The organism is Streptomyces sp. RLA123 (genome assembly GCF_056270165.1).
Map to the genome: position 1 here is coordinate 2847466 of NZ_JBWDOR010000003.1, position 17293 is coordinate 2864758.

The following is a 17293-nucleotide window of genomic DNA, read 5'->3' on the forward strand; positions in this document are numbered from 1 at the left end:
CCCGTGGTTCGTCCGGGCGTCAGTCGTTGTTCGTGCCCGGGGTCGTCTTCGCGATCTGCATCAGGAACTCGGCGTTGGACTTGGTCTGCTTCATCTTGTCCAGCAGCAGCTCGATCGCCTGCTGCGAGTCGAGCGCGTGCAGCACCCGGCGCAGCTTCCAGACGATGCTCAGTTCGTCGGGAGCGAGCAGGATCTCCTCCTTGCGGGTACCGGACGGGTCGACGTCGACCGCCGGGAAGATCCGCTTGTCGGCGAGCTTCCGGTCGAGCTTGAGCTCCATGTTGCCGGTGCCCTTGAACTCCTCGAAGATCACCTCGTCCATGCGCGAGCCGGTCTCGACCAGCGCGGTGGCCAGGATGGTCAGCGAGCCGCCGTCCTCGATGTTGCGCGCCGCACCGAAGAAGCGCTTCGGCGGGTACAGCGCGGTCGAGTCGACACCACCGGACAGGATGCGGCCGGAGGCGGGCGCCGCGAGGTTGTACGCGCGGCCCAGGCGGGTGATGGAGTCCAGCAGGACCACGACGTCGTGACCGAGCTCCACCAGACGCTTGGCCCGCTCGATGGCGAGCTCGGCGACCGTGGTGTGGTCCTCGGCCGGGCGGTCGAAGGTCGAGGAGATGACCTCGCCCTTCACCGACCGCTGCATGTCGGTGACCTCTTCAGGACGCTCGTCGACGAGGACGACCATCAGGTGGCACTCGGGGTTGTTGCGGGTGATCGCGTTGGCGATCGCCTGCATGATCATGGTCTTGCCGGTCTTCGGCGGGGCCACGATCAGACCGCGCTGGCCCTTGCCGATCGGCGCGACGAGGTCGATGATCCGGGTCGTCAGGACGCCCGGGTCGGTCTCCAGGCTGAGCCGGTCCTGCGGGTAGAGCGGCGTCAGCTTGTTGAACTCCGGCCGCCCGCGCCCGGAGTCGGGGGCCATGCCGTTCGTCGAGTCCAGGCGGACCAGCGCGTTGAACTTCTCGCGGCGCTCGCCGTCCTTCGGCTGCCGGACGGCGCCGGTGACGTGGTCGCCCTTGCGCAGGCCGTTCTTGCGGACCTGGGCGAGCGAGACGTACACGTCGTTCGGGCCGGGCAGGTAGCCGGAGGTCCGGATGAACGCGTAGTTGTCGAGGATGTCCAGGATGCCCGCGACCGGGATCAGGACGTCGTCGTCGGCGACCTGCGGCTCGCTGGCGAACTCCTCACGGCGGTTGGTGCCGCGCCCGCGGCGGTCGCGGTAGCGGCCCCGGCGCCGGCGGCCGTTGCCGTCGAACTCGTCGTCGTCCTGCAGGCCGCCCTGGGGGCCGCCGCCCTGCTGCTGGTGCTGCTGGCCCTGCTGGCCGCCGCCGCCCTGCTGCTGACGCTGGCCCTGCTGGCCGCCGCCGTCCTGCTGCTGACGCTGACCCTGCTGGCCGCCGCCGTCCTCGCCGCCCTTGCGGCGGTCGCGCTGACGATCGCGCTGACGATCACGACGGCTCTCGCGGCGATCCTCGCCGCCCTTGGCGTCGCCGCCGGAACGGCCCTCGGCCGTGTCGGCCGCGGCCTCGGCACGGGCGTCGCCCCGGCCGTCACCACGCGCGTCGGCTGCCTGCTCCGCCTTGGCCGCCGGAGCGGCCTTCTCGCCGGCCGGCTGGCCGGGGATCTCGATCTGCTTCGGCTGCTGCTCGGTGCCCGTGGCGGCCGGGGCCTCGCCGGATTCACCCGTACGGGTGCGCGAGGTGGCGCGGCGCTTCGGCTTGTCGGCGGCGGGCTCGGCGCCCTCGCCGGCAGTGGCCTTGGGACCGCCGGACTGCGCGGCCTTGATGGTCTCGATGAGCTGGCTCTTGCGCATCCGCGCGGTGCCCTTGATGCCCAGACCGGAGGCGAGCTGCTGCAGCTCGGCGAGAACCATGCCCTCCAGACCGGTACCCGCACGGCGACGCCGCGCGGCGGGGGCAGTGGCAGCACCGGTGGCAGGCGCGGCAGCATCGGACGCGGCGACAGGGCTGTCTGCGCGTACGCCCATCAGATCGGTGGTGTCGCTCACGAAGGGTCCTTCCCTGGAGCGGACGTCGGCCTGTCTGGCTCGGCGACCGGTTGTGCTGTCCGGATCCGGTCCATATGACTGTCCGGATTCGGGGCGGTGGTCCGCCTGATGACGGAGAAATGATGGAACGAGTCAAAACACAGTTCCGGCGAGGTGAGAGTTCACTCTCGGGTGAAATGTCACCCGCGCCGACTCCGGAGCGTGCTCGGCACTGCTCAGGCAGGCTGCCTATGCGGTGTGGGAGGCTCCCGGAAGAATGGCGGTCCCGATGCGGGACACAGAGCACCCGGACAACAGGAACAGTGGTTGAGTTCCTGAATCCGCGAGTGCAGCAATGAGATTAACACTACCCGATCCACCAAACATTCCCCCTCTCTTCGACCGGCAATCGTGTCACTGCCCCACGGCAAGTGGCAGCACACTCGCCCCTGCCGAGTCGAGGGTCAGGCGATTGGCCGCCCACCCCTCTCCCGCGAGCAGGGAGACCTTGTCCGCGGTGTCCTCGGCCGCCAGTGCCAGCACCGTCGGCCCCGCACCGGAGATGACAGCAGGGACGCTCTCGGCGCGCAGGAAGTTCACCAGAGCCACGCTCTCGGGCATGGCCGGAGCCCGGTACTCCTGGTGCAGCCGGTCCTCGGTGGCGGGGAGCAGCAGCTCGGGGCGCCTGGTCAGGGCCTCGACGAGCAGCGCTGCGCGTCCCGCGTTGGCCGCGGCGTCCACATGCGGGACGGTGCGCGGCAGCAGTCCCCTGGCGGTCTCGGTCAGCACCGGCCTCGACGGCACGAACACCACCGGAACCACCGACTCGAGGGGGTTCATCCGGACAGCGTGCGCGGATCCGCTCTCCGTCCAGGCGAGGGTGAAGCCGCCGAGCAGACAGGCGGCGACATTGTCGGGGTGGCCCTCGATCTCGTTGGCCAGCTCCAGTACGGCGGCCTCGTCGAGCCGGTCCTGGCCGCCTATCGTCACGGCGCGGGCGGCCATGATGCCGGCGCAGATGGCGGCGGAGGAGGAGCCGAGGCCGCGGCCGTGCGGGATGCGGTTGGCGCAGACGACCTCCAGGCCGCGCGGCTGGCCGCCCAGCAGGTCGAAGGCCGTCCGCAGGGACCGTACGACCAGGTGGTTCTCGTCGCGGGAGAGCGTCTCGGCGCCCTCGCCCGCGATGTCGACGTGCAGACCGGAGTCGGCCACCCGGACCACGACGTCGTCGTACAGCCCGAGGGCCAGGCCGAAGGCGTCGAAGCCCGGTCCGAGGTTCGCGCTGGTCGCGGGGACGCGCACTCGGACGGCGGCGGCGCGGAAGGCGGGTCCGGCCATCGTTCGATGACTCTCCTTGCTTCAAGTGCGTTCCGCCCCGCGGCACGAGGGCATCGTTGCCGTACGGGGGCGGGGACTTGGGGGACCGTACCAGGACAATCCCCTGCGGGGGACGATGCCATGGGCATGGGCCAAAACGGCGTGCAGTGGCGCCGGTGTGAAGCCAGCCTATCGAAGGAAGGTTCTGCTGCGACATAGGGCGCACGGACAGCGCGTGATGCGTGTCGCGAGCGGGTCCGTGCGCCCCTGCTGCCGGGACGGTCAGAGCAGTCCGAGCCGGTCGGCGGCCGCGTCGGCGTCGACGGGGACGACGACCGGCTGCGGGGCGCCCTCCACCGCCCACCCCGGGTCCTTCAGGCCGTTGCCGGTGACGGTGCAGACGATGCGCTGGCCGGGATCGACCTCGCCCGCCTCGGCCGCCTTGAGCAGTCCCGCGACGCTCGCGGCGGAGGCCGGTTCGACGAAGACGCCCTCCTGTGCGGCCAACAGCCGGTAGGCAGACAGGATCTGACGATCCGTCACAGAGTCGATGCGGCCCCCGGATTCATCCCGCGCCTCCTCGGCGTACCGCCACGACGCCGGGTTGCCGATCCGGATCGCCGTGGCGATCGTCTGCGGCTTGAGGACCGGGTGGCCCAGCACGATCGGGGCCGCACCCAGCGCCTGGAAGCCCCACATGCGGGGGTTGCGGGTGGAGATCCCGTCCGCGGAGTACTCGCGGTACCCCTTCCAATAGGCCGTGATGTTGCCCGCGTTGCCCACCGGCAGCACATGGATGTCGGGGGCGTCGCCGAGCGCGTCGACGATCTCGAACGCGGCGGTCTTCTGGCCCTCGATGCGCACCGGGTTCACCGAATTCACCAGCGCCACCGGGTACTTGTCGGACAGTCCGCGCGCGAGGTCGAGACAGTCGTCGAAGTTGCCGTCCACCTGGAGGATGCGCGCGCCGTGCACCAGCGCCTGGCCCATCTTGCCCAGCGCGATCTTGCCCTGCGGCACCAGCACCGCGCACACCATGCCGGCGCGCACCGCGTAGGCGGCCGCCGACGCGGAGGTGTTGCCCGTGGAGGCGCAGATGACGACCTGCGCACCCTCCTCCTTGGCCTTGGAGATCGCCATCGTCATGCCCCGGTCCTTGAACGAACCGGTGGGGTTGGCGCCCTCGACCTTCAGGTACACGTCACAGCCCGTGCGCTCGGACAGCACCTGGGCGGGGACCAGCGGTGTGCCGCCCTCCAGCAGGGTGACCACCGGGGTCCGCGCGGTGACCGGGAGGCGCTCCCGGTACTCCTCGATGAGGCCGCGCCACTGGTGGGTGGCGGGGCCGCGGACGGCGGAGACTGCGTTCATCGCTGGATCACTCCCCTTCGACGCGCATGATGCTGGCGACGCCCCGTACGGTGTCGAGTTTGCGCAGGGCCTCGACAGTGGCCGCGAGCGCGGCGTCCGGTGCGCGATGGGTGACGACGACGAGGGAGGCCTCGCCGCCGTCGACGACGGGACGTCCCTTGTCGTCCGTGCCGCTCTGCTCCCGGCCCTGCTGGCGGACGGTGTCGATGGACACCTGATGCTCGGCGAAGACCGTGGCCACCTGGGCCAGAACACCCGGTTTGTCGGCCACGTCCAGGCTGATGTGATAGCGGGTGACCACGTCGTCCATCGGGCGCACGGTCAGCCGCGCGTAGGCCGACTCCCCCGGCCCCGTGGTCTTCGCCAGCCTGTTGCGGCAGGTGGCCACCAGATCGCCCAGCACCGCGGAGGCCGTGGGCGAACCGCCCGCGCCGGGACCGTAGAACATCAGCCGGCCGGCGGCCGCGGCCTCCACGAAGACCGCGTTGTAGGCGCCCCGCACGTTCGCCAGCGGATGCGTCAGCGGGATCATCGCCGGATGCACGCGGGCGGTCACCGAACTGCCGTCGGCGCTGCGCTCGCAGATCGCCAGCAGCTTGACCGTGCAGCCCATCTCCTTGGCCGAGGCGATGTCGCCCGCGGTGACCTCGGTGATGCCCTCGCGGTGCACATCGCCGATCGTCACCCGGGTGTGGAAGGCGATGCCCGCCAGGATCGCGGCCTTGGCGGCCGCGTCGAAGCCCTCGACGTCGGCGGTCGGATCGGCCTCGGCGTAGCCCAGCGCGGTGGCCTCGTCCAGCGCCTCGGAGTAGCCGGCGCCCGTGGAGTCCATCTTGTCGAGGATGAAGTTGGTCGTGCCGTTGACGATGCCGAGCACCCGGTCCACCCGGTCGCCGGCCAGCGACTCGCGCAACGGGCGGATCAGCGGGATGGCGCCGGCGACCGCGGCCTCGTAATAGAGGTCGACGCCCGCCTCGACGGCCGCGGCGTGCAGCGCGGTCCCGTCGGCGGCCAGCAGCGCCTTGTTGGCGGAGACCACGCTCGCGCCGTGCTCGAAGGCCGTGGTGATCAGCGAGCGGGCGGGCTCGATGCCGCCGATGACCTCGATGACCACGTCGATGTCCCCGCGTTTGACCAGGGCCGTCGCGTCCGTGGTCAGCAGGTCCGGGGACACACCCGCGCGCACCCGGTTCGGACGGCGCACCGCGATGCCCGCGAGCTCCACCGGTGCGCCGATGCGCGCGGCGAGGTCGTCCGCATGCGTCGTCATGATGCGCGCCACCTCTGAGCCGACCACTCCACAGCCCAGCAGCGCCACCTTCAGCGGACGCGTACGCATCATCCGACCTCGCTTCGCGTTTTCGGCTCTTTCGAGCTCTTTGGACGGTCCCAGTCTCACGCACCGGACGGGAGAATCCACGCCGTGTCCGGATCGCGAGACCAGGCCCTCGGTCTGTGGGATTCCACGTCAGCCGACGTCGAGACGGAGCAGATCCTCCTCCGTCTCGCGCCGGACGATCACCCGGGCGGCGCCGTCCCCGACCGCCACGACCGGCGGCCGCAGCGCGTGGTTGTAGTTGCTCGCCATCGAGCGGCAGTACGCCCCCGTCGCGGGCACCGCCAGCAGGTCGCCGGGGGCCAGGTCGGCGGGCAGGAAGGCGTCCCGTACGACGATGTCGCCGGACTCGCAGTGCTTGCCGACGACCCGCGCCAGCATCGGTTCGGCGTCGCTGCTCCGCGACACCAGCGCCACGCTGTACTCGGCGTCGTACAGCGCCGTGCGGATGTTGTCCGACATGCCGCCGTCCACGCTGACGTACGTGCGCAGCGCCTCCAGCGGCTTGATCGTGCCCACCTCGTAGAGAGTGAACGCGGTCGGGCCGACGATGGCCCGGCCCGGCTCGACCGACAGCCGCGGCGCGGCCAGGTCCGCCGCCCGGCACTCGCGGGCGACGATCTCGCCCAGCGACTTGGCGATCTCGTACGGCTCGCGCGGGTCGTCGTCCGGGGTGTACGCGATACCGAGGCCGCCGCCGAGGTCGATCTCGGGCAGCTCCACACCGTGCTCGTCGCGGATCTGCTTCAGCAGCCCGATCACGCGGTGCGCGGCCACCTCGAAGCCCGAGGTGTCGAAGATCTGCGAACCGATGTGGGAGTGGATGCCGACCAGTTCCAGCGACTCCAGGCGCAGCACGCGGCGTACCGCCTCGGCGGCGTCGCCGCCGGTGAGGGAGAAGCCGAACTTCTGGTCCTCGTGGGCGGTGGCGATGAACTCGTGGGTGTGCGCCTCCACGCCGACCGTGACGCGGATCTGCACCGGCTGCCGCCTGCCCAGGCGCTGCGCGGTGTCCGCGACCCGGACGATCTCCTGGAACGAGTCCAGCACGATGCGTCCCACCCCGGCCTCGACGGCCTGGTGGATCTCCTCGCCGCTCTTGTTGTTGCCGTGCAGCGCGATGCGGTCGGCGGGCATGCCGGCGGACAGCGCCACCGCCAGTTCGCCGCCCGAGCAGACGTCGAGGTTCAGGCCCTCCTCGTTCAGCCAGCGCACCACCGCGCGGGACAGGAAGGCCTTGCCGGCGTAGAAGACGTCGGCGCCGTCGCCGAAGGCCTCGCGCCAGGCACGGCAGCGGGCCCGGAAGTCGGACTCGTCCAGGATGTAGGCGGGGGTGCCGAACTCCTCGGCGAGGTGCCGGACGTCCAGTCCGCCCACGGTGGCGACACCGTCGGCGTCCCGGGTGACGGTGCGGGCCCACACGCGCGGGTCGAGGGCGTTGAGGTCGGCGGGCGGCGCGGCGTAGTGGCCCTCGGGGAGGACGTCGGCGTAACGGGGGCCGGCGGGGTGTGCGGATCGGCTCATCGTCTGGTGCTCTTCGCTCTCACAGGTGTCGGGGGGCGCTGATGCCGAGCAGGGTCAGGCCGTTGGCGAGCACGGTCCCGGCGGCGTCGGCGAGGGCCAGCCGGGTCCCGTGAACGGCCGAGGGTTTCTCGTCGCCCTTGGGCAGCGCCGGGCACGTGTCGTGGAAGCGGAGGAAGGCGTCCGCGGTGTGCTCCAGGTGCCGGGCCAGCCGGTCGGGCGCGCCGTGCCGGGCCGAGGCCTCCACGGTGCGGGGGAAGTCGGCGATCAGGCCGAGCAGTTCGGCTTCCGCGGGGTGGCGGTGGCCGGCGTCGCGGGTGCGCGGTTCGATGCCCAGGTCGTGGGCGCCGCGCAGCAGGGCGCGGCTACGGGCGTGAGCGTACCGGACCCGGAACAAGGGGTTGCTCTCGCGCTGCGCGAGGTGCTCGGCTGGGTCGGTGCGGGGGGCGTCCTCGGCGGGCGGGCGCAGCAGGGCCCAGGCGGTGGCGTCGGGGCCGAGGGTGCGGAGCAGGTCGTCCGCCGTCTGCGGCACGGGGTGCGGACGGCAGGCGGGCGGGGTGATGCCGGTGGCCGCACGGAGCCGGCGCAGGGCGGCGGCGAGGATGTCGGCGCGGGCCTCGCCGGCTGGTGCCCCGGGGGTCGGAGGCGGCTCCGCCGCGGGAGGCCGCTCCGCGGCGGGGGCGTCGTGGCGGCCGATGCCGTAGCGCGGGCCCTGCTCGCGGACCAGGTCGACGAGGGCGCCGTACGACTCCCCCTCAAGGGTGATGTTGAGGAACCCGGGATGGGCGACGTCGACCCGCGCGATGCCGGGGAGGGCGGCGAGACGGAGCCGGATGACGTCGGCGACGGCGGGGGGCGGGGACCCCGCGAGGGGCGCCAGTTGCAGGGCCACATTGGTGGCGTAGTCCCCGCATCCGGGGCGGGGCGGCCGGCGTACGACGACCCGGTCCGGGACGGGCCCCGCCAGGTGGAGCTCCCCGGCCTCGACGGCACGTCGCACCGCGCTCAGCACGGTGCGGGAGAGCTCGGCGGGTGTCACGCTCGCAAGCCTAGGCGAGGAGAGGGGTGGCCACGCGAACCGGTTTCACCCCTCGGGCACGGCCGGTCAGGCGCTGCCGGGGCTGGCGGCGGGGGCCTCTTCCTCTTCTCCCGTTCCCTCGCTCCCCGGGATGTCGGTGAGCGCGCGGACGATCCGCACCAGATCGCCGGGCTCGAACGGCTTGCCCAGGAAGGCGTCCACGCCGGCGGCGACGCCGCTCTCGACCTCGGCCTGGGTGCATGCGCTGATCACGACGATGCGGACGTCGCGGGTGCGGGGATCGGCACGCAGGCGGGCCGCCGTCCGTATCCCGTCCAGGCGCGGCATGACGACGTCCAGGGTGACCACATCCGGCCGCACGCGCTGCACGACGTCCAGGCACTCGACACCATCGGCCGCGGTCACGACCTCGAAGCCCTCCAGCTCGAGATTGACCCTGATCAACTGCCGGATGACCTTGTTGTCGTCGACCACAAGCACCCGGCCGGACGCGCCCGGCACACGCATAAGCCTAGGCGCGCGACATGGGATGCGTCCGCGTTTTCCCCACTTCTTCCCCGACCGGAGGACGCGGGGCGGATGGCCGGGAGGCGTGGGCGGGGGTGGGCGCTGCGGCCGGACGACGGGGGCCCGGCGCGGGCCTGACGCGGGATCGACGCGGGCCCGACGCCTCGGGAAACCCTGTACACGGTCACCCCCTGCGTACTGGTAAGGTTTCACCCGTCACCGCCACGGCGGACGACACGCCCCCGTAGCTCAGGGGATAGAGCAACGGCCTCCGGAGCCGTGTGCGCAGGTTCGAATCCTGCCGGGGGCACCTCGCACGAGGTGCCAAAAGACCCCGCCACCAGCCAAGACGCTGAGTGCGGGGTCTTTGCGTATGCGCAACCGTATGCCGCCGAAAGTGGCCGTAGGACGGGGGCTGTGGACAGTACGTGGACAGGATCTTGAAGCGTCGGCCCAGGTCAGCCCCCGAAATCGGCGAAGGCCCCCGGGCAGGTCCAGGGGCCAGGATCGCAGAAGTCCGCGGCTCGCCACTCGTACTCGCGCAGCAGGTCCTCAATGCGGCGGTTCGCGACCTCCTGCCGGCCGTCGATGCACTTCGCGCACTGACTCAGCAGCACCTCCACACTGTTGCCTGCCCGTTCGGCAAGCGTCGCCAGCGCGGACGACCGGCATCGGTGGCGCCAAGCGCTACCCGGACAGTGCGGTCTGCAAGAAGGGGTAGCCACCGGCCGACGCGAACGCCACTGGGGCCGTTGGCTCCTGGCCGGGCTGGCCCGGTATGCCTGATGACACGCCGGGCCCACCGTATGGCGTTGGCTACCACCAGATGAGTACGTATCCGTTAGCGCCGTTTGTGGCAGGTATGGCTGAAGCTTCCCTCGCGCCGTTACCGCCCAGGCTCGCACCCGGCGGCGCGGGCACAATGCCGTTGACCCCGGGGCTGCCCCCCTGGCCGGTGTTTGGTGGAGGGGTACCGAACTCGGCCCGCTGGCCGTCCGCGCCCTGGTAGGCCAATCCGCCCGTCGGACAGTCCCCGGTCCCGCCAGGAGTGGGGCGGGGGGGATCTGCAAAACCCCCACCGGCGCCGCCGGTGGCGCTCGCGACTATCTGGCCGCCGGGATCACTCACCGTGCTGGTCGACCCGACGGTGCCGGGCATGAGGGGCGGCCCGCCGGTCCCGCCCTGACCGACCGTTACCTCGTACGTCGACCCCGGCTGCACGGGTACGGCACACCATGCGAAGCCACCAGCGCCTCCGCCGGCGCCCACAGTCAGATTCCCGATTACTCCACCACCACCGCCGCCGGAGCCCCAAATCTGAACGAAGACCTTGGTGACCCCGGCGGGCGGGACAAACTGCCCGCTGCTGGGGAATAGCAACAGGTCGTGCTCGGCGCCGGGCCCGGGAGGACCAGGCGGTCCTGGAGGTCCGGGAGGGCCAGGGCGGCCCGGGGGCTTCGGGCAGTAGCCGGGCGAGGCCGAGACGGAGAAGCACGAGAAGGCTGTTTGCTGGGCGTCATGCTCCTCGGCCGCCGCAACATGTCCCGTGGTATCGGCGTACGCCATACCCGTCACGGCACCGGACGCCAGTGCCACGCTCGCGGCTACCGTCCACACGCGCACACAGCCTGGTCGCCGCCGTATCGAGGCCTGAGGCCTGGTTATTCGGTACAACACGTCACCTCCAGGAATGGGCTCTCAAGGGGCGGCCCGCGCCGCCTCCCCGAAGGGGAGCTGCCGTGGGGCAGCAACGAACCCACAGCAAGAATTCCTCTGAGTTACACGATGTGCACTTTCGGTAGCCGACTGGGTGACTTTTCAGCCGTCGCCGACATGCGCAGCCGTCCGTACGCCGCAGAAAGTGGCTGTAGGGCGGAGTCTGTGGACAGGATCTTGGCCCATCGGCCCAGGCCCAACCCCCGAAAACGACGAAGGCCCCCGGACAGGTCCAGGGGCCAGGATCACAGAAGTCAGCGGCTCGTCACTCGTACTCGCGCAGCAGGTCCTCAATCCGCCGGTTCGCAACCTCCTGCCGGCCGTCGATGCACTTCGCATACCGACTCAGCAGCACCTCCACACTGTTGCCCGCCCGTTCGGCAACCTCGGTGGCGTCCACGCCAGCGTTCAACCACGTCGACAGCGCCGAGTGCCGCAGGTCGTACGGGCGGCGCGCGAGCGGTGAGGCAGCCACCGCCGGCGGCAGCGCCAGCAGGCGAGCCTCCTGCCAGGCCCGGTAGTAGGAGGACGAGGAGACCACTCCCCCGCCCTCGCTGAAGAACAGCCTCCCGTCGTCGGCCACTCCAAAGGTGTCGAGGTGTTCCCGGAAGATCGCCACGAGCTGCGGAGGCATCGGAACCCGCCGCACCTCCTCGGCCGGCCGGTTCTTCAGCCCGCGGTCGTCATGGCTCTCCCCGGAGTCGGTCCACTGCTTGCCGACGCTCGGACGCGTGCGATGCAGCAGAACTGAGCCCCATCCAGTGGCGGGCAGGGTGAGGTCTGTATCGGCGAGGCCGACCGCTTCGGCCGGGCGCAGACCTCCGAAGTACATCGCGGCGAACAGGCCCACCAGGCGCCGGCCGCGGGCACGGCGGTAACCGCCGATGTACGACACGGCACACAGCAGGGCGCGGGCCTGGTGAGGGTTGGCAACACCCCGGGGATCTACCTCGCTGGAAACCTTGGGCTTCTGCCACCGAACGCCCGAGAGCGGATTCTCGGAAAACGCGCCCAGGTCGACCGCGTAATGCATCGCATTGATGAGCGTCCGTCGCTTCCGGCGCACGGTCTCAGCAGCCGCGGCGGTACCGTCCAATTTGAGCTTGAGGGAATCGAGCACGGCACGGCCGATCACCGGGTCGCCGAGATCCGCCAATGGGCGCGATGCCTTGGACACCCAGTGCAGCGCGTTGGAGATCTCCGGAGGCAGTTCCCGATCGCTCGGCCCCGGCAGAACGAAGGCCCAGTTCCGCAGGGCCTTGCGGAGCAGCTCCTCCGGAGGCCTGCCGAGACGGTCATCCAGAAGCGCCACGGTCACCGCCGCCAGCGATTCATTGATCCCGACACGCGTATTCGGCGCAGCGTACGGCCACTTCATCGCCAGGTACCTGAGAGCGAAGTCGTACCAGGTCAGCGTGGCCTTCTTCTCAGCCATGGACTCAGGGAGACCGCTGCCGGAGTCGAACTCTTCTCCGTCGTGGGCTGCTCGCAGGATCTTGGAGCGGAAATTTTCGGCGAGACCTTTGGTTCGGAATGTATCGGAGAAGACCTGGCTGGCCACAGACCAGCGCACGTTGTAGGACGGTGTCTTGGTGTTCCGCTTGCGAACGGCCCACACCTTCACGTCGAGGGACTTCATGCGGCGGTCCCCTCCAGCCGGTGCAGCCATGACATGAAGTCACTACGCCATACCCGGAGCTCCCCATTGGGCAGTTTGAAGGCGTCCGGCCCCTGACCCAGTTCACGCCAGCGATAGAAGGTGCGACGTGAGACGCCTCCCAACTCGGCAAGGATTTGCGGGACGGTCATCAATTCGTCCTTCACTCTGCGCCTCCTTCCAGGGCGAGTTGGTCGCGCAGGGCTTCGCGGGCGGTTTCGCGGTTGAGCTGGAGGTCCCGGGCGATGGACGCGGCGAGGGCGGATTCGCCGGGGGTGTGGCCGTGGCCGGCGTATTGCCAGTCGGCCAGGACCAGGACGGTGTCCGGCTCGATGGGCTCCAGGCCGAGGTCCGTGTGTTCTTGGGCGGCGCGGTAGTCGGCGCGTTCCTGGCGCAGGGCGCCGAGGGTGGTGGAGTAGGCGCGGGATTTGGTGGAGAAGTGGCCGCGGAAGCCGAGCATGTGTGCCCAGGCCCACAGCCGCCGGTCGGGGTAGAGGTCGTCGAGGTCGCGGCAGGCTTGGATGAGGCGGCGGGCGTGGTCGGGCACGCCGTGGCGGTCGAGTTCGGAGAGTTCGCCGATGCGGCGGTCGAGGGTGCCGGTGTTCTCGGCGGCTTTGGTGGCGTATTTGGCGACGTAGGAAGCGACGGCCTGTTCGGTGATGTCGGAGCCGTCCCCGAAGGCCTTCACGGGGCGGACGTCGAGCTGCGTTCCCCAGCGGAAGGTGCGGGCCGGTTGGTCGCTGGCGGCGGGGACGGTGACGCTCGTGTACGCGTGGTGTGCGGCGGCACGGATCGCGTCGGTGAGCAGGTCGACGGTGGCCCAGGGCGGCGGCGGTGAGTCGGGTCCGTCCGGGCCGTCGAGGCGGATGACGGCGTGGAAGTGGACGGCGCCGCGCTTTTGGAACTCGGCGACCTTGCCGAAGGAGACCCGCAGGACCTCTGCCATGGCCCGCTGCGTCAGGCCCGCGCGGGCGGCGATCTCGCGGCGGAGCCGGTTGGTGAAGCGCTGCCACAGCTGTCCGGCGTGGTTGTTGAACAGCACCGCCCCCGCATAGTCGTACGACACGGGGTCAAGCGCGGTCCCGAGTGCCGGGTCGTCGGCCGGGTGTTGGGTGCCGCAGCGGCAGCGGCCGGTGTCGGGCCGGTTGTGCACGCGCCCGAACGACGGGGCGGTGAGGGTGGCGAAGACCCGGGGGTGCTCGCGCACGGTGGCGGGGATCTCCCGCCGTTCGTCACCAGCAAGCCCCGCGCGGATGAGGTGGTAGGTGTCGCCGGCGTAGGTCCAGGCGCAGGCCGGGCAGCGGGAGGCGCGGCGGTTGCCGCAGGCGATGCGGAGGCGTCCGCCGGGTTCGTTCTCGGTGGAGTAGTGGTGCAGGGTCTCGCCGCTGGTCTTGTCTTTGGTGAGGGTCCAGCCGGTCAGGTGGATCGGGTCGGAGCAGCCGCCGGTGCGGTGGATCTGGTCTTCCCAGCGGTGGAAGCCCGGGGACCCGGCCACCCGCAGCAGGTCGGTCAGGGTGGTCGGGTCCAGGCCCGCGAGGGTCGCGGTGTCAGACACGGGCGCCCTCCCGCGTCCGAGCGGGGCGCAGGGTGCCGGCGCCGTGGCAGGCCGGGCAGTGGACGGTGAGGGTGTGCAGGTGGCCGCGGTGGTCGCGACCGCCGAGGGTGATGGCGGCGGAGGCGAAGCCGTCGCAGGCCGGGCAGATCCGCGGTCGGAGCGGTGTCGGGTGGGCCATGATGGAGGTTCCTTCCGGATCTCTGGTTCGGGCAGGGGCACGGCTCCCGGGGCGGGCGATACTTGGCGGTTGAGACCGCCCCGGGGGCCGGTCAGCGCTGACGCTGGCCGTTGAGCATCGAGCGCAGAACCACGGCGCAGACGGCGACCGAGGCGGCGGTGACGGCGACCGCCAGCAGCAGCGACACCAGGACCGTGCCGACGACCAGGACCACCGCGGTGCCGCCGCCGACGAGCGCGACCAGGGCGCCCGGGGTGAGCTGGACGACGGGCCGGGACGGCGCCGGAACAGGCGCGGGAGCCGGGGCCGGGTTGGACGGCACGACGGCGGTGGGCTCGACGGGCAGCGGGATGGTGACGCCGGTGGGTGTGGGGTTGGTCGGGATCTTCGGGCGGAGCATGATCGGTCTCCCTACTTCTCGATGAGGGTGTCGATGACGGGGGCGAGCAGGCTGTCGGCGATGAGGTAGCCGCCCAGGAGCAGGACCAGGACGAGCCAGAGCGGCGGGCGGATGAGCTTGCAGCCGAGGTAGCCGACGACGATCAGGGCGAACCAGAGCGGGACGTCCACGGGCGGGGTCTCCTATCGGGCCGTGCAGCGGTGGGTGCGGGCGGCCAGCTGGGCGGCGGATTGGCTGGAGTAGTCGGCGGACCAGCCGCAGCGGTCGTTGGTGCACACCGCGGCGTGCTTGGTGGTGCCGTGCCGGTCGCGGTGGGTGCCGATCTGCACGGGGCCGATCCGCATCACGGAGTGGAAGAAGTCGCGGGCGGGCATAGGGTCAGTCCTCCTGTCCGGTGAAGTCGCCGGCGTGGTCGGTGAGCCATTGGCGGATCTCGGGGTGTTCGTCGTCGTTGGCCTGGTTGATGGCGTCCTCGCCCAGGCGCATGGCGTCCACCAGGCGGTGGGTCCGGGTGAGTTCGGCGGACCGTTCCAGGGCGGCGCGGATGTGCGGGCGCATGCTTTGTCCTCCTGTCAGGTGAGGTGGGCGGCGATGGCGTCGGCCAGTTGGGCGGGGACGCCGAGCCGGACCCGCAGGGTGTCGGTGTCGATCCGGTGGCCGGTGCGGGCGTGGTGGTCGTCGGCGACCTTCCGAGCGTGGGTAACCAGTGCGGCCGGGACCGCGGGAAGTGCCGGCGCAGGGGCGGGCTGTGAGGCGGGCAGGGCCGGGACGGGCTCGGCTGCCTCGACTGCATCCGGCACCGGCGCGGGCTCAGGGGCACGTTCAACGCTGGCCACCTCGGTCACGTCGGGGGCCGGGGCTTTCTGGCGTTCTTGGGCGGGACTCGGTGAGTGGACCAGGAGGGTGCCGCCGAGGAAGGCCAGGGCGGGCCATCCGGCCACGAGGATGCTCAGCCAGTCGGGCACGTGGTCCAGGTCGAGGAGGCCGGCGGTGGCCACGTTGGCGCCGAGGGATGCGGCCAGGGCCGTGGCGAACCAGAACCACGCAGCCCGCACCGGTTCACCGCTGGGACGAAGGGAGCGGAGCTTTCGCCAGGCGGCGACGAGGAGCAGGTCGACGCTGATGGGGTAGGCCCAGGCTTTCCAGCCGTCCTGCCCGGCAGCGGCGGCGAGGTCGTGCAGGTGGGCGAAGGACAGGGCACCGGCGATCACGGCCTGTACGAGGACGGCGTCCACGCGGAGCTTGGGCATCGTCGGTCTCCTTCCTGTTTTCGGCATGGGAGGGGTAGGGACCTTGGCGCGAGGCGGTCGCGCCGGCCGTTGGAGCGGGGAGGGATCAGGCCGCGACGGGCGCGGTCTTGGCTGCGACTTCGGGCGTAGCTACCGGGGCGAGCTGGACGGCCAGGGCGGGCCGGAAGGGCGCGAGTTCGGGCACCTCGGGGGTGCGGTCGGCGTGCCGATTACAGGCGTTGACGGCCTGGCGCAGCGTGGTGTGGGGGGTGCGGATGCGGGCCCATCCGCCGGTGGAGTCGCCGGTCACGGCGATGCCGGGGGTGTCGGGGCGGATTTGGATGGTGGCGAGGACGGCGTCGGGGGCGATGTCGCCGAAGGCCATGTTCGCGGAGGGTTCGTCGTTGACGCGGTGGGCGGTTCGGCCGGTGAGCTGGGCGCGGAGCATGGTGATGCCCTTGCCGAGTTCGGAGCCGAAGCGCTGGCCGCAGATCTCCAGGTAGATACCGGCAGCGCGGCCAAGCTGGGCAAGGCGGGCCAGGTCGGTGATGATGCGGTCGCGGCGCTCCTCTTCGTCCTTGGTGGTGAACAGGGCGAGTTCGGCGACCTCATCGACCAGGACCACGATCGGGACCGGGCGCAGGTGGTCGGGCAGGTCCCAGATGTCGGCGGCGATCTCCGCATCGGGCACGTCGGCGGTGATCCGCTGCTCGGCGCGGATGAGCCGGTAGACGGCCTCCATGCGGGCGATGAGGGCGTCGAGGAGGTCGGCTGCGGTGTCGGGGTTGTCGGCCAGGGCGGAGAACCGGCGGGCCAGCGGGAACAGCTCCACACCCTGCTTGCAGTCGATGCCGACCAGCGCGACGTCCTGCGCGGCCAGTTCGGCGACCAGGTTGCGCTGGTAGACGGACTTGCCGGACTTGGTGGCGCCGAGGGTCAGGGCGTGCGGGACGGTGCGGTAGTCGCGGTAGTGGACGGCGCCGTCTTCGCGCAGGGCGACGGGGACCCGCATCGGGGTGCGGTCGATCTTGGCGGGCATCTGCACCCGCTTGAGGACGTCGTATCCGGTCATCCGCAGTTCGACCACCCCCGAGCGCAGTTCGCGGGAGGTGACGCCGTACATGTCGAAGGAGTGCCGTAGCCGATCGCAGGAGGCGGCGACGTCGAAGGCGTCCTGCCCCGGGCGCAGGCCTAACCGCAGGACCAGGCCGGTACGGGTGGGGCGCAGTCGCAGGATGCGCGGGGCTCGCGAGGTAGGGGCGGGGCGGTTGGTGGCTCGCGCGAGGGCCATGCGCCAGCGGGACGGCGGCACGGTCAGCCCGCACGCCTCCATGACCGTGGTGTAGCGGACGAGGACCCGCAGGACGGCAAGGGTGACGCCGAAGGTCAGCCAGTACCAGGCGGGGCGCCGCCACCGCAGGATCAGGGCGGTGGCGACGACCAGCAGCAGCGCGACCGTAAAGCGGGTCATGGG

General features: G+C 71.2%; 18 protein-coding genes, 1 tRNA gene and 1 pseudogene. 1 reads left to right on the forward strand and 19 read right to left on the reverse strand.

From position 1 onward, the window contains the following. Positions 1–19 precede the first annotated feature (19 nt). The 7 genes and pseudogenes from rho to RV983_RS12680 all read right to left on the reverse strand — a co-directional run bounded on the left by rho (position 20) and on the right by RV983_RS12680 (position 9103). A complete protein-coding gene (gene rho, locus RV983_RS12650) occupies positions 20–2014 on the reverse strand; it encodes a transcription termination factor Rho (RefSeq protein WP_475985889.1) in 1995 nt (664 codons plus the stop codon). A 393-nt stretch (positions 2015–2407) separates the two neighbouring features. Continuing rightward, positions 2408–3331 (reverse strand): homoserine kinase, encoded by a 924-nt coding sequence (thrB, locus tag RV983_RS12655; RefSeq protein WP_475985890.1) that lies wholly within the window; start codon positions 3329–3331, stop codon positions 2408–2410. Positions 3332–3592: 261 nt separating this feature from the next. Then, positions 3593–4681: a threonine synthase gene (gene thrC, locus RV983_RS12660; RefSeq protein WP_475985891.1), complete on the reverse strand. Its 1089-nt coding sequence runs from the start codon at positions 4679–4681 to the stop codon at positions 3593–3595. A gap of 7 nt (positions 4682–4688) precedes the next feature. Further along, on the reverse strand, positions 4689–6023 hold the full coding sequence (locus RV983_RS12665; RefSeq protein ID WP_475985892.1) for a homoserine dehydrogenase: 1335 nt from the start codon (positions 6021–6023) through the stop codon (positions 4689–4691). A 126-nt stretch (positions 6024–6149) separates the two neighbouring features. Beyond that, positions 6150–7541 (reverse strand): diaminopimelate decarboxylase, encoded by a 1392-nt coding sequence (gene lysA, locus RV983_RS12670; RefSeq protein WP_475985893.1) that lies wholly within the window; start codon positions 7539–7541, stop codon positions 6150–6152. Between the two features lie 19 nt (positions 7542–7560). Further along, positions 7561–8577, reverse strand: a complete 1017-nt coding sequence (gene nrtL / locus RV983_RS12675; protein WP_475985894.1) for an ArgS-related anticodon-binding protein NrtL — start codon at positions 8575–8577, stop codon at positions 7561–7563. 66 nt (positions 8578–8643) lie between these two features. Then, a pseudogene (locus RV983_RS12680) lies at positions 8644–9103 on the reverse strand (response regulator). Between the two features lie 219 nt (positions 9104–9322). On the opposite strand from RV983_RS12680, the gene RV983_RS12685 reads away from it, so the two are divergent. Continuing rightward, positions 9323–9394 (forward strand) — tRNA-Arg (locus RV983_RS12685). A 148-nt stretch (positions 9395–9542) separates the two neighbouring features. On the opposite strand, the gene RV983_RS12690 is transcribed toward RV983_RS12685, so the two are convergent. From RV983_RS12690 to RV983_RS12745, 12 genes are all read right to left on the reverse strand, one after another. Beyond that, positions 9543–9701, reverse strand: a complete 159-nt coding sequence (locus tag RV983_RS12690) for a hypothetical protein (protein WP_475985895.1) — start codon at positions 9699–9701, stop codon at positions 9543–9545. 199 nt (positions 9702–9900) lie between these two features. Further along, positions 9901–10650, reverse strand: coding sequence for a glycine-rich domain-containing protein (locus RV983_RS12695; RefSeq protein WP_475985896.1), 750 nt, complete (start codon positions 10648–10650; stop codon positions 9901–9903). Positions 10651–11065: 415 nt separating this feature from the next. Continuing rightward, on the reverse strand, positions 11066–12439 hold the full coding sequence (locus RV983_RS12700; protein WP_475985897.1) for a tyrosine-type recombinase/integrase: 1374 nt from the start codon (positions 12437–12439) through the stop codon (positions 11066–11068). Next, positions 12436–12609, reverse strand: coding sequence for a helix-turn-helix transcriptional regulator (locus RV983_RS12705; RefSeq protein ID WP_475990303.1), 174 nt, complete (start codon positions 12607–12609; stop codon positions 12436–12438). The genes RV983_RS12700 and RV983_RS12705 overlap by 4 nt, the downstream gene beginning before the upstream one ends. Before the next feature lie 11 nt (positions 12610–12620). Continuing rightward, positions 12621–14012 (reverse strand): replication initiator protein RepSA, encoded by a 1392-nt coding sequence (repSA, locus tag RV983_RS12710; protein WP_475985898.1) that lies wholly within the window; start codon positions 14010–14012, stop codon positions 12621–12623. Continuing rightward, positions 14005–14190 (reverse strand): hypothetical protein, encoded by a 186-nt coding sequence (locus tag RV983_RS12715; protein ID WP_475985899.1) that lies wholly within the window; start codon positions 14188–14190, stop codon positions 14005–14007. The genes repSA and RV983_RS12715 overlap by 8 nt, the downstream gene beginning before the upstream one ends. A gap of 91 nt (positions 14191–14281) precedes the next feature. Continuing rightward, entirely contained in the window at positions 14282–14590 is a 309-nt protein-coding gene (locus RV983_RS12720; protein ID WP_475985900.1) for a SpdD-like protein, read from the reverse strand. Positions 14591–14601: 11 nt separating this feature from the next. Continuing rightward, positions 14602–14760: a hypothetical protein gene (locus RV983_RS12725; RefSeq protein WP_319159123.1), complete on the reverse strand. Its 159-nt coding sequence runs from the start codon at positions 14758–14760 to the stop codon at positions 14602–14604. A 12-nt stretch (positions 14761–14772) separates the two neighbouring features. Beyond that, positions 14773–14964: a mobile element transfer protein gene (locus RV983_RS12730; protein ID WP_319133857.1), complete on the reverse strand. Its 192-nt coding sequence runs from the start codon at positions 14962–14964 to the stop codon at positions 14773–14775. Positions 14965–14968: 4 nt separating this feature from the next. After that, complete coding sequence (locus tag RV983_RS12735; protein WP_475985901.1) at positions 14969–15148, reverse strand: hypothetical protein; 180 nt, start codon at positions 15146–15148, stop codon at positions 14969–14971. A gap of 14 nt (positions 15149–15162) precedes the next feature. Next, on the reverse strand, positions 15163–15840 hold the full coding sequence (locus RV983_RS12740) for a DUF2637 domain-containing protein (RefSeq protein WP_475985902.1): 678 nt from the start codon (positions 15838–15840) through the stop codon (positions 15163–15165). 85 nt (positions 15841–15925) lie between these two features. Continuing rightward, entirely contained in the window at positions 15926–17290 is a 1365-nt protein-coding gene (locus tag RV983_RS12745) for an FtsK/SpoIIIE domain-containing protein (RefSeq protein ID WP_475985903.1), read from the reverse strand. Positions 17291–17293 lie beyond the last annotated feature (3 nt).

Coding starts and splice junctions, on each gene's coding strand:
- thrB (WP_475985890.1), bottom strand. CDS start 3,331: ATGGCCGGACCCGCCTTCCGCGCCGCCGCCGTCCGAGTGCGCGTCCCC.
- thrC (WP_475985891.1), bottom strand. CDS start 4,681: ATGAACGCAGTCTCCGCCGTCCGCGGCCCCGCCACCCACCAGTGGCGC.
- RV983_RS12665 (WP_475985892.1), bottom strand. CDS start 6,023: ATGATGCGTACGCGTCCGCTGAAGGTGGCGCTGCTGGGCTGTGGAGTG.
- lysA (WP_475985893.1), bottom strand. CDS start 7,541: ATGAGCCGATCCGCACACCCCGCCGGCCCCCGTTACGCCGACGTCCTC.
- RV983_RS12695 (WP_475985896.1), bottom strand. CDS start 10,650: ATGGCGTACGCCGATACCACGGGACATGTTGCGGCGGCCGAGGAGCAT.
- RV983_RS12700 (WP_475985897.1), bottom strand. CDS start 12,439: ATGAAGTCCCTCGACGTGAAGGTGTGGGCCGTTCGCAAGCGGAACACC.
- RV983_RS12705 (WP_475990303.1), bottom strand. CDS start 12,609: ATGACCGTCCCGCAAATCCTTGCCGAGTTGGGAGGCGTCTCACGTCGC.
- RV983_RS12715 (WP_475985899.1), bottom strand. CDS start 14,190: ATGGCCCACCCGACACCGCTCCGACCGCGGATCTGCCCGGCCTGCGAC.
- RV983_RS12720 (WP_475985900.1), bottom strand. CDS start 14,590: ATGCTCCGCCCGAAGATCCCGACCAACCCCACACCCACCGGCGTCACC.
- RV983_RS12730 (WP_319133857.1), bottom strand. CDS start 14,964: ATGCCCGCCCGCGACTTCTTCCACTCCGTGATGCGGATCGGCCCCGTG.
- RV983_RS12735 (WP_475985901.1), bottom strand. CDS start 15,148: ATGCGCCCGCACATCCGCGCCGCCCTGGAACGGTCCGCCGAACTCACC.
- RV983_RS12740 (WP_475985902.1), bottom strand. CDS start 15,840: ATGCCCAAGCTCCGCGTGGACGCCGTCCTCGTACAGGCCGTGATCGCC.
- RV983_RS12745 (WP_475985903.1), bottom strand. CDS start 17,290: ATGACCCGCTTTACGGTCGCGCTGCTGCTGGTCGTCGCCACCGCCCTG.